The 9,418-nt window shown below is 70.3% G+C and carries 8 protein-coding genes and 1 pseudogene; 3 read left to right on the top strand and 6 right to left on the bottom strand.

Going from position 1 to position 9,418, the window contains the following annotated elements:
• Together N4P33_RS28485 and pepN are read right to left on the bottom strand one after the other, a co-directional pair.
• A pseudogene (locus N4P33_RS28485) lies at positions 1 to 454 on the bottom strand (hypothetical protein); the annotation flags it as partial.
• A 253-nt stretch (positions 455 to 707) separates the two neighbouring features.
• Complete coding sequence (pepN, locus tag N4P33_RS28480) at positions 708 to 3,287, bottom strand: aminopeptidase N (protein ID WP_260829717.1); 2,580 nt, start codon at positions 3,285 to 3,287, stop codon at positions 708 to 710.
• Positions 3,288 to 3,437: 150 nt separating this feature from the next.
• On the opposite strand from pepN, the gene N4P33_RS28475 reads away from it, so the two are divergent.
• Positions 3,438 to 4,091: a DsbA family protein gene (locus N4P33_RS28475; RefSeq protein ID WP_260829716.1), complete on the top strand. Its 654-nt coding sequence runs from the start codon at positions 3,438 to 3,440 to the stop codon at positions 4,089 to 4,091.
• A 6-nt stretch (positions 4,092 to 4,097) separates the two neighbouring features.
• Here the strand turns inward: N4P33_RS28475 and N4P33_RS28470 are convergent, their stop codons facing one another.
• The 3 genes from N4P33_RS28470 to N4P33_RS28460 form a co-directional block, all read right to left on the bottom strand.
• On the bottom strand, positions 4,098 to 4,319 hold the full coding sequence (locus tag N4P33_RS28470; RefSeq protein WP_260829715.1) for a hypothetical protein: 222 nt from the start codon (positions 4,317 to 4,319) through the stop codon (positions 4,098 to 4,100).
• Positions 4,320 to 4,511: 192 nt separating this feature from the next.
• Positions 4,512 to 5,159 carry a superoxide dismutase gene (locus N4P33_RS28465; RefSeq protein ID WP_260829714.1) on the bottom strand — a complete coding sequence of 216 codons (648 nt, stop codon included), beginning with the start codon at positions 5,157 to 5,159 and terminating at the stop codon, positions 4,512 to 4,514.
• Positions 5,160 to 5,301: 142 nt separating this feature from the next.
• Entirely contained in the window at positions 5,302 to 6,681 is a 1,380-nt protein-coding gene (locus N4P33_RS28460) for an amino acid permease (RefSeq protein WP_260829713.1), read from the bottom strand.
• A 393-nt stretch (positions 6,682 to 7,074) separates the two neighbouring features.
• Here N4P33_RS28460 and N4P33_RS28455 point away from each other — a divergent pair, with 393 nt between their 5' ends.
• Entirely contained in the window at positions 7,075 to 7,659 is a 585-nt protein-coding gene (locus N4P33_RS28455; protein ID WP_260829712.1) for a biotin transporter BioY, read from the top strand.
• Positions 7,660 to 7,727: 68 nt separating this feature from the next.
• Here the strand turns inward: N4P33_RS28455 and N4P33_RS28450 are convergent, their stop codons facing one another.
• Positions 7,728 to 8,453 (bottom strand): hypothetical protein, encoded by a 726-nt coding sequence (locus N4P33_RS28450; RefSeq protein WP_260829711.1) that lies wholly within the window; start codon positions 8,451 to 8,453, stop codon positions 7,728 to 7,730.
• A 173-nt stretch (positions 8,454 to 8,626) separates the two neighbouring features.
• Here N4P33_RS28450 and N4P33_RS28445 point away from each other — a divergent pair.
• Positions 8,627 to 9,418: serine/threonine-protein kinase (locus N4P33_RS28445; protein ID WP_313904602.1), on the top strand; the 792-nt coding region annotated here is incomplete at its 3' end.

Raw genomic sequence — 9,418 nt, 5'->3', positions numbered from 1 at the left:
CCGGCAGGGCCGGGGTGCGGACGATCCGGGCGCACCCCGTCGACCGCAGCCGCCGCAGCCGCGGCACCAGCACGTCGAACGCGTCCAGGGACGGCAGCGGGGGAGCGGAGGCGAAGCCGTGCAGGGTCAGCGCCGCGAGGCCGGTGATCATCGCCTCGGCGTACACGGGCGCCGGGGCCTCGCCCGCGCCGGGCTGCTCGGGCACGCCCACGGTCCGCTCCCGGGCCGCGTACATCAGCACCGCGTGCAGCCGCTCCTCGCTGGTCGGCGGCCCGGGGTGGAGCAGGACGACCCCGGGCAGCAGCTGCTGCCAGGGACCGCCGGGACGGCACTGCTCGTTGATCTCGGCGGTCGGAACGCCGTGCCGGCGCAGCTGCGCGGTGGTCATGACACGCCGCCGGCCGTCGGCGAGGTGGTGCAGGGGGCGGGGGGAGAGCGGGGTGTTGTGGTTCATGCCCGGCAATTTCCCGCGCCCGCCCGCCCTCCGAACCCCTGTTACACGCCCGTCGACAAACAGGGACAACCCCGCACTAAAGGACGCATGTTCGGATGCCGAAAACCCCTGGTCCATTCGGGTGAGGACCAGGGGTTACGGCTGGAACGGCAAGAATCAAGTAACGGTCATAAGACCTACCCAGGGGCGCGGGGAACTGCGCGCCCAGCCCCCACACACCCGCACCCGCCCACGGCGAACACGAGGCACCCCCCTAGGCACCCTTCTCCCCATCACACGCCTGCCCCCGAAGAGCCCGAGCAAGATCATCCCGAGCCTCCAGCACCAGCCTCCGCAACGCCGGCGCCGCCCCCCCATGCGCAGCAAGCCACGCATCCGCAGCCTCGACCGTCCCCACCGAATCCTGCAACGACGGGAACAGCCCCCGCACCACATCCATCCCGATCTGAATGGACCGCTCGCTCCACACCCGCTCGATCACCGCGAAGTACTTCGACGCGTACGGCGCCAGAAGCTCCCGCTGCGACGCCTGCACGAACCCGGAGATCGTCGCCTCCACCAGCGCGTTGGACAGCGCGTCGGACTCCACCACCTGCGCCCAGCACTGCGCCTTCACCGCGGCCGACGGCCGGGCCGCCAGGCACCGCACCTGATGCCGCTTGCCGGACGCCGTGTCGTCCCGGGCCAGCTCCTCGGCCAGCGCCTTCTCGTCCGCGACCCCGTGCGCGGCCAGCGGCTCCAGGAACGCCCAGCGCAATTCCTGGTCCACCTCCAGACCCTCGATCGTCACCGTGCCGGACAGCAGCTCCTGGAGCAGCTGGAGATCACCGGGCGCCGATGCCACCCGCGCCAGGAACCGCGCCCACGCCAGCTGCTGCTCGCTGCCCGGCGTGGCCTTCTCCAGCTCCCGCCGGGCCCCCTCGGCGAGCAGCGCCCCGCCGGTCTCCCGCCGGCCCGGCGCCACGTAGTGCACCAGTGCGGACTCGGCCCAGGCGTGCAGCATCTGCAGCACCCCGATGTCCGACTCGCGCCCGGCGAACCGCAGCACCAGGCCGATGAAGTCCCGCGCCGGCAGCAGCGCGTCCCGCGTCATGTTCCACAGCGCCGACCAGCACAGCGCACGGGCCAGCGGGTCGGTCAGCGCGCCGAGATGGTCCCGCAGCATGGCCAGCGAGGTCTCGTCGAAGCGGATCTTGCAGTAGGTCAGGTCGTCGTCATTGACGAGCACCAGCTCGGGCGCCTCCGTCCCGGCCAGCTCGGCCACGACCGTACGCGCCCCGTCGACGTCCGCCTCGGCACGCGCGTACCGCTCTAGCGTGCCCTCGGCCGTACGCCGGTACAGGCCCACCGCCACCCGGTGCGGCCGCAGTTCAGGGTGTGACTCGGCGGCCTCCTGCACCACCGCCAGCTCCTCGACGCGCCCGTCGGCGCCCAGCAGCACCTGCGGGGTGAGGGAGTTGACCCCGGCCGTCTCCAGCCAGGACCGCGACCAGGCGGCCATGTCCCGCCCGCTGGTCTCCTCAAGGACCGACAGCAGGTCACCCAGCTTGGTGTTGCCGTACGCGTGCCGCTTGAAGTAGCGCCGGGCGCCCTCCAGGAAGGCGTCCTGGCCGACGTACGCCACCAGTTGCTTGAGGACGCTCGCCCCCTTGGCGTAGGTGATGCCGTCGAAGTTCAGCTTGGCGTCCTGCAGATCGCGGATGTCCGCGGTGATGGGGTGCGTGGACGGCAGCTGGTCGGCGCGGTACGCCCACGCCTTGCGGCGGTTGGCGAAGGTGATCCAGCCGTCGGTGAAGCGGGTGGCGCCGACCAGCGAGAACGCGCCCATGAAGTCGGCGAAGGACTCCTTCAGCCACAGGTCGTCCCACCACTCCATGGTGACCAGGTCGCCGAACCACATGTGCGCCATCTCGTGCAGGATGACGTTGGCGCGGCCCTCGTACGACGCCTGCGTCACCTTGCCCCGGAAGATGAACTCCTCACGGAAGGTCACCATCCCCGGGTTCTCCATCGCGCCGAGGTTGTACTCGGGCACAAAGGCCTGGTCGTACTTCCCGAAGGGGTACGGGTAGTCGAAGTGCTCGTGGAAGAAGTCCAGGCCCTGCTTGGTCACCAGGAACACGTCGTCGGCGTCGAAGTACGGCGCGAGGCCCTTGCGGCACATCGCGCCGAGCGGGATCCGCAGCCGCGTGCCGTCGGGCAGTTCACGCTCGTAGGAGTCCGTGACGTAGTGGTACGGGCCCGCCACCACGCACGTGATGTACGTCGAGATCGGCTTGGTCTCCGCGAACCGCCATACCCCGTCGGCGAGTTCACCGGCGCCGTTGCTCCACACCGTCCAGCCCTCCGGCGCCCGCACCTCGAAGCGGAACGGCGCCTTGAGGTCCGGCTGCTCGAAGTTGGCGAAGACGCGACGGGAGTCGGCCGGCTCGTACTGGGTGTAGAGGTACACCTCGCCGTCCTCGGGGTCGACGAAGCGGTGCAGGCCCTCGCCGGTGCGGGAGTAGGCGCACTGGGCGTCGACGACCAGCTCGTTCTCGGCGGCGAGGTCCTCCAGCAGGATCCTGGAGCCGTCGAACACCTCGCCGGGGTCCAGATCGCGCCCGTTGAGGGAGACGGCCGTCACGCTCGGCGCGATCAGGTCGGCGAAGCTGCTCGCGCCCGGCTCGGCGCAGCGGAAACGGAGCGTGGTGACGGAGCGGAAGGTGCGCGGCCCGGGACCGCTGTCCTCGCCGATCGCGGAGCGCAGGTCGAGGGACACGTCGTACCCGTCGACGGACAGCAGGGCGGCCCGCTCCCGGGCCTCGTCACGGGTCAGGTTCTCACCGGGCACGGGCGGCACTCCTCATGCGTCGTCGACATGACTGATCAGCACCGATCCTGCCACGTGCCCCTGACAGCGGGCAGTCGGGAATGGCCGGGAGCGGACGTGGCGTTGCACCGGGCACACCACTTCACTCTCACTTCCGCGCTGAGGAGCGACATGCCGGACAACTCGCCCGCTGCCCCCACCCCCGTCGACTTCTGGTTCGACCCGCTGTGCCCCTGGGCCTGGATGACCTCGCGCTGGGTGCTGGAGGTGGAGAAGGTCCGGGACATCACGGTGCGCTGGCATCTGATGAGCCTCGCCGTGCTGAACGAGGACAAGCTCGACGAGCTGCCGGCGGAGTACCGGGAGCTGCTGGAGACCAAGGCGTGGGGCCCGGTGCGGGTCGTCATCGCCGCGCAGCAGGAGCACGGCGCGGAGGTCCTGGGCGACCTCTACACGGCGCTCGGCACCCGCATCCACAACCGGGACGAGGGCCCCGGCAAGGAGACCGTCGCCGCCGCGCTGAAGGACGTCGGGCTGCCCGGGTCGCTCATGGAGCACTGGGACGGCACCCGCTACGAGGCGGAGCTGCGGGCCTCCCACAAGGAGGGCATCGAGAAGGTCGGCCAGGACGTCGGCACCCCGGTCATCGCCGTGCCGGGCCCCGACGGCGAGGAGATCGCCTTCTTCGGCCCGGTCGTCACCCCGGCCCCCCAGGGCGAGGAGGCCGCCCGCCTCTGGGACGGCACCCTCGCGGTCGCCTCGGTCCCGGGCTTCTACGAGATCAAGCGCACGAGGACCAAGGGGCCGGACTTCAGCAACCTGTGAGGTGGGTCACCGGAAGGACTCCGGGAGGCTGAAACCCTTCGCCTGATTCCCATGGGGCTGCACCCACAGGCACCGGCCCTCCGGAGTCCGGTTCGTACAGCGGAACCAGCCGTGGCCGTCCATCGCGTCGCGCTTGGCGTTGATGTACGCCGCCTCCTCCCGGCCGACCTTGGTGAAGCGATGCAGCTTGCTGCCGCGGCAGTTGGGGCAGTGCTTGTCGTCGAACATGCGCGCCTCCCGCACCGGCGTCCGAGAACCTTCTGCGAGGTTTGCCGGAATGCGGATCGTACGGGCGGTGTCGCCGCGTGCGGAAGCCCCCCGCGAGTCACGTCCTCGCGGGGGGCTTCTTCATTCCGCCTGCCGGGTGAACGGTGAGAAGACGATCACGAGGCAGGACGCTTCACGGGACGCGCCCGCTGCTCAGGGCGCCAGCAGCAGCACGTCCGTGCGGGACTTCGCGGCCTCGTAGCGCCGGGCGACGTCCTGCCAGTTGACGACCTGCCACATCGCCTCGATGAAGTCGACCTTCTGGTTGCGGTACTGGAGATAGAACGCGTGCTCCCAGGCGTCGAAGACCAGGATCGGCGTCGCCCCCTGCCCCACGTTCCCCTGGTGGTCGTAGACCTGCTCGACGATCAGCCGCCCGCTCAGCGGCTCGTACGCCAGCACCCCCCAGCCAGAGCCCTGCGTGGTCGCCGCCGCCTTGGACAGCTGCGCCTTGAACCCGGCGAAGGACCCGAAGGACTCCCGGATCGCCTCCGCCAGCTCGCCCACGCCGTCCTGCGCCAGCGGCTCACCGCCGCCGTCCTTCGGGCCGGTCATGTTCTGCCAGTAGATGCTGTGCAGGATGTGCCCGGACAGATGGAACGCGAGGTTCTTCTCCAGTCCGTTGATCGAGCCCCACGCCTCCTTGTCGCGCGCCTCGGCGAGCTGCTCCAGCGTGTCGTTGGCGCCCTTCACATAGGCCGCGTGGTGCTTGTCGTGGTGCAGCTCGATGATCTCGGGGCTGATCACGGGGGCGAGCGCCGAGTAGTCGTACGGCAGGTCGGGCAACGTGTAGACGGGCATGCTGGGGTCCCCTCCGAACCTCTTATTGCAAAGAGCTTGCAACTGCACGCTAGCAGCAGGAGGCGCCGCACGGCTGCCGAGGGCATGCAAAAAGGCCCCCGCGTGTCGTCCACGCGAGGGCCCCTGCCCGAAGGAGACGCGGTCAGCGCCGGGCGCGTACCCGCTGCCAGGCGTACCCCACGGCCGCCAGGACCAGCGTCATCCCGCCCGTCGAGTACAGCTGCACGCGCGTGTCCGGCTCCCGCGCCATCAGCACGAACACCGCCGCCATCCCGGCCAGCGCCACCCACGTCAGATACGGGAACGCCCACATCCGCACGGCCAGCTTCTCGGGCGCCTCCCGCTCCAGCCGGCGCCGCAGCCTCAGCTGCGAGACCGCGATGAAGATCCAGACGACCAGGATCACCGCGCCGATCATGTTCAGCAGCCAGGAGAAGACGTCGTCCGGCCGCCAGTAGCTCAGCAGCACACACCCGAACCCGAACACGGAGGAGGCGAGGACGGCCACCCGCGGCACCCCGCCCGACACCCGGCCCAGCGCCTTCGGGCCCTGCCCGCGCTCCACCAGCGAGTAGCCGATGCGCGAGGCGCCGTAGATGTTGGCGTTCATCGCCGACAGCAGCGCCACCAGCACCACCACGTTCATCAGCTGACCGGCGCCCGGGATGCCGAGCTCGTCAAGGGCGGCGACGTACGGACCGCTCTCCACCACGGCCGGCGAGTCCCACGGCACGAGCGTCACGATGACCGCCATGGACCCGATGTAGAACACCGCGATCCGCCACATCGCCGTACGGACCGCGCTCGCCACGCCCTTGACCGGGTTCTCCGACTCGGCCGCCGCGATCGTCACCGTCTCCAGACCGCCGTACGCGAACACGGACGCGAGCAGTCCGATCACCAGGCCCTCACCGCCGTTGGGCAGGAAGTCGCCGAGGTTCGAGGCGCCCGGGGAGTCCGTGCCCGGCAGCGCACCGGCGATGGCCAGACCACCGAGCACCAGGAACAGGGTGATCGCGCCGACCTTCAGCGCGGCGAACCAGAACTCGAACTCGCCGAAGTTCTTCACCGCCGCGAGGTTCGTGCCGCAGAACACCACCATGAACAGCGCCACCCACGCCCACTCGGGCGTGCCCGGCAGCCAGCCGGTGACGATCTTCGCGGCGCCGATGCCCTCCAGGCCGACCGCCGTGCACAGCAGCACCCAGAACGACCAGCCCGCGGTGAACCCCGCCCAGGGCCCGATCGCCCGCTCGGCGTGCGACGAGAAGGAACCCGACGACGGATACGCGGCCGACATCTCGCCGAGCATCCGCATCACCAGCATCACGAGAACACCGGAGAGGGCGTAGGCGAGAACGATCGACGGTCCGGCGGCGGCGATCCCCGCACCGGAGCCGACGAACAGTCCGGCGCCGATGACCCCGCCGAGGGCGATCATCGACAGATGGCGCTGCTTGAGACCGTGGGAGAGGGAGACACCGTCCTGCTGCGGAGGCGTTTCGACAGAGGTGCTGGGCATGGGGCGCGGCTCGTCCAATGCGTGGGGGGCGTGGGGCGGGCAAAAACGACGCCAGTCTGGGCGGCCGGACACCCCGCGAGCAGCGGCGGCCCACCATACGGACACCGGGCGGACGCACAGTGTCCGGACCCTGACCGGCGGTGCGGGACGGGTCGACGCCGACCGCGACCCCGATTGGTGAAACCCTACAGTCCGCTCGAAGGCCGCCCAAGTGAGGGAAGCCTCCTCAGCTCAGTGACCCGGGTCACTTCCCGGTCGGTGTTACCCCCGGTGTTTGTCCGAAGCCCACCAATCAGGCGCTCCCGCCTTTGTCCGGCGCTGACGGTGATCAGTACGAGGGCACCGGGATAGCGTCGCCGTGTCCCGAACTGTCCTCACCCTCGCGGAGTCCCCATGAGCACCGCCGCCGCCACACCCGCCCGCACCGGTCTGGTCCTCGCCGACCTGCTCCCGGCCTCCCGCGTCCGGGACGCGGCCCTCGTGCTCGGCGGCGCCGCGCTCACCGGCCTCGCCGCCCAGATCGCCGTGCCCGTGCCCGGCTCCCCGGTGCCGGTGACCGGCCAGACCTTCGCCGCGCTCCTCGTCGGCACCACCCTCGGCGCCCGCCGCGGCCTGCTCTCGCTCGCCGTGTACGCGCTGGTCGGCATCGCCGGTGTGCCGTGGTTCGCCGAGGGCAAGTCCGGCATCGCGATGCCGTCCTTCGGGTACATCCTCGGCATGCTGCTCGCCGCCGGTGTCGTGGGCGCCCTGGCCCGGCGCGGGGCCGACCGCTCCGTCTGGCGGATGGCGGGCACCATGGTGCTCGGCGAGGCGATCATCTACGCCGTCGGCGTGCCCTACCTGGCCCTGGCCACCGGCATGTCCGCCTCCGCCGCGATCGCGGCCGGCCTGACCCCGTTCCTCATCGGCGACGCCCTGAAGGCCGCGCTGGCGATGGGTGTGCTGCCGACGGCCTGGAAGCTCGTGAACAAGCGCTGAGCACAAGGGAGTCGAGCAGGAGGCTCGCCGGGGGTACGTCCGTACCGGCCCGGCGAGCCTCTCGCGTATCAGCCCGCCGGCCGCTGCCCGGGTCGCCTGGACGACCACCACAGTCCGGCAGCGCCCGCCGCGAGCAGCGCGGCACCGGCCGTGCCCAGCGGCAGCAGCTCACGCACCGGGCCCGTCTTCGGCAGCTCGTCCGCGCCCGGGTTCACCGGCTCGTTGTCGGTCCCGAGAAGCAGGGGAGTGGCCGGGGCGTCGGGCGAGGGGTTGGTCGTACCGAAAGGCACGGGACCCTGCTGCCAGAACGTCTTCTTCCCGTCCCCCGACTGCACGGGCAGACAGATCTTCCCTTTCTTGCTCAGGTCGTACGTCGCGTCCACCGCGTACGACTTGGACGCACCGGCGGCGAGATTGCCGATGGCGCAGCTGAACCCACTGTTGGAACCCTCGGGAAGGTCGCCCTCGGCAATCCGAGTGCACCCGGGAACGTTCTTGACGGTCAGCCCGTCGAACCCGACGACCAAGAGACTGATCTTCCCGCTGTCCTTGCTTCCCCCATTCTTCACCGTGGCGGTGATGGCCGTCTTTTCGGAGCTGTTGTCGACCGAGATCTTCTCGGGCAGCAGCGTGGTCAACTCGACCCCCGCCGGTGCCTCGTCGACGGCCTTTCCCCCCTTGCTGCTCCCGGGGTCCCGATCCTCCGCCACGGCCGTGCCGGAAAAGATCAGAACCGCCGAGAAAGATGCTGCCACCAGCGATCCGGTGACGTTCGTCGTGCGACGAGAACTCATGTTCGTCCCCCTTGGCTGCGCCTGAATTCGCAGTACTCGAAGAGGTACCACAAGATTTGTCCGCACTATGCTGGGACCGCCTGAAGTGTGACCGTCGTGTTTCACTCGGGCCCGTGCGGAGGGGGTGCAGCGGATTGCCGGGGAATATCAACAGCGCCGGGATTCCAGGGATATTGGTGGCCGGACGCTATCGGCTGGGCGAGAGTATCGGCCAGGGGGGAATGGGGCGGGTGTGGCGAGCCGCCGACGAAATACTGGATCGCCAGGTGGCGGTCAAGGAAATGCGCCTGGACGGCAGCGACGCGGAGGACTCCCGGACGCGCCGCGAACGCACCCTGCGGGAGGCGCGGGCCACCGCGCGGATCGACCACCCCAATGTCGTGCGCGTCTACGACGTGGTCGACGAGGGCGAACGGCTCTGGATCGTCATGGAGTTGGTGGCGGGCCGCTCGCTGGAGCGCATCATCGCCGAGGACGGTCCGCTGAGCCCGCGCGAGACGGCGCGCATCGGCCTGGGTCTGGTGGCCGCGCTCCGTGAGGTGCACGCCCGCGGTGTCCTGCACCGCGACATCAAACCGGGCAACGTGCTGGTGCACCGCGACGGCCGGGTCGTCCTCACGGACTTCGGCATCGCCGCGATCCAGGACACCACGGCGCTCACGATGGCCGGCATGCTCGTCGGCTCCCCCGACTACATGGCCCCCGAACGCGTCTCCGGCCGCCCCCAGGGCCCACCGTCCGACGTCTTCTCCCTGGGCGCCACCCTCTGCGCGGCCCTGTCGGGCACCTCCCCCTTCACCCGCGCCACCACCCTGGCCACCCTCCACGCGGTCCTGTACGAGAACCCGGAACTCCCCCCGACAGCGGGCCCCCTGGGGCAGACCCTGGAGTCATCCCTCCAGAAGGACCCCGCTCTCCGCCCCACCCTGACCCTTCTCGAATCCACCCTCGACCCCATAGCCCAC

It is taken from the genome of Streptomyces sp. 15-116A, assembly GCF_025290915.1.
Lineage (GTDB): Bacteria > Actinomycetota > Actinomycetes > Streptomycetales > Streptomycetaceae > Streptomyces.
This window is presented reverse-complemented; position numbering and strand designations above follow the sequence as displayed.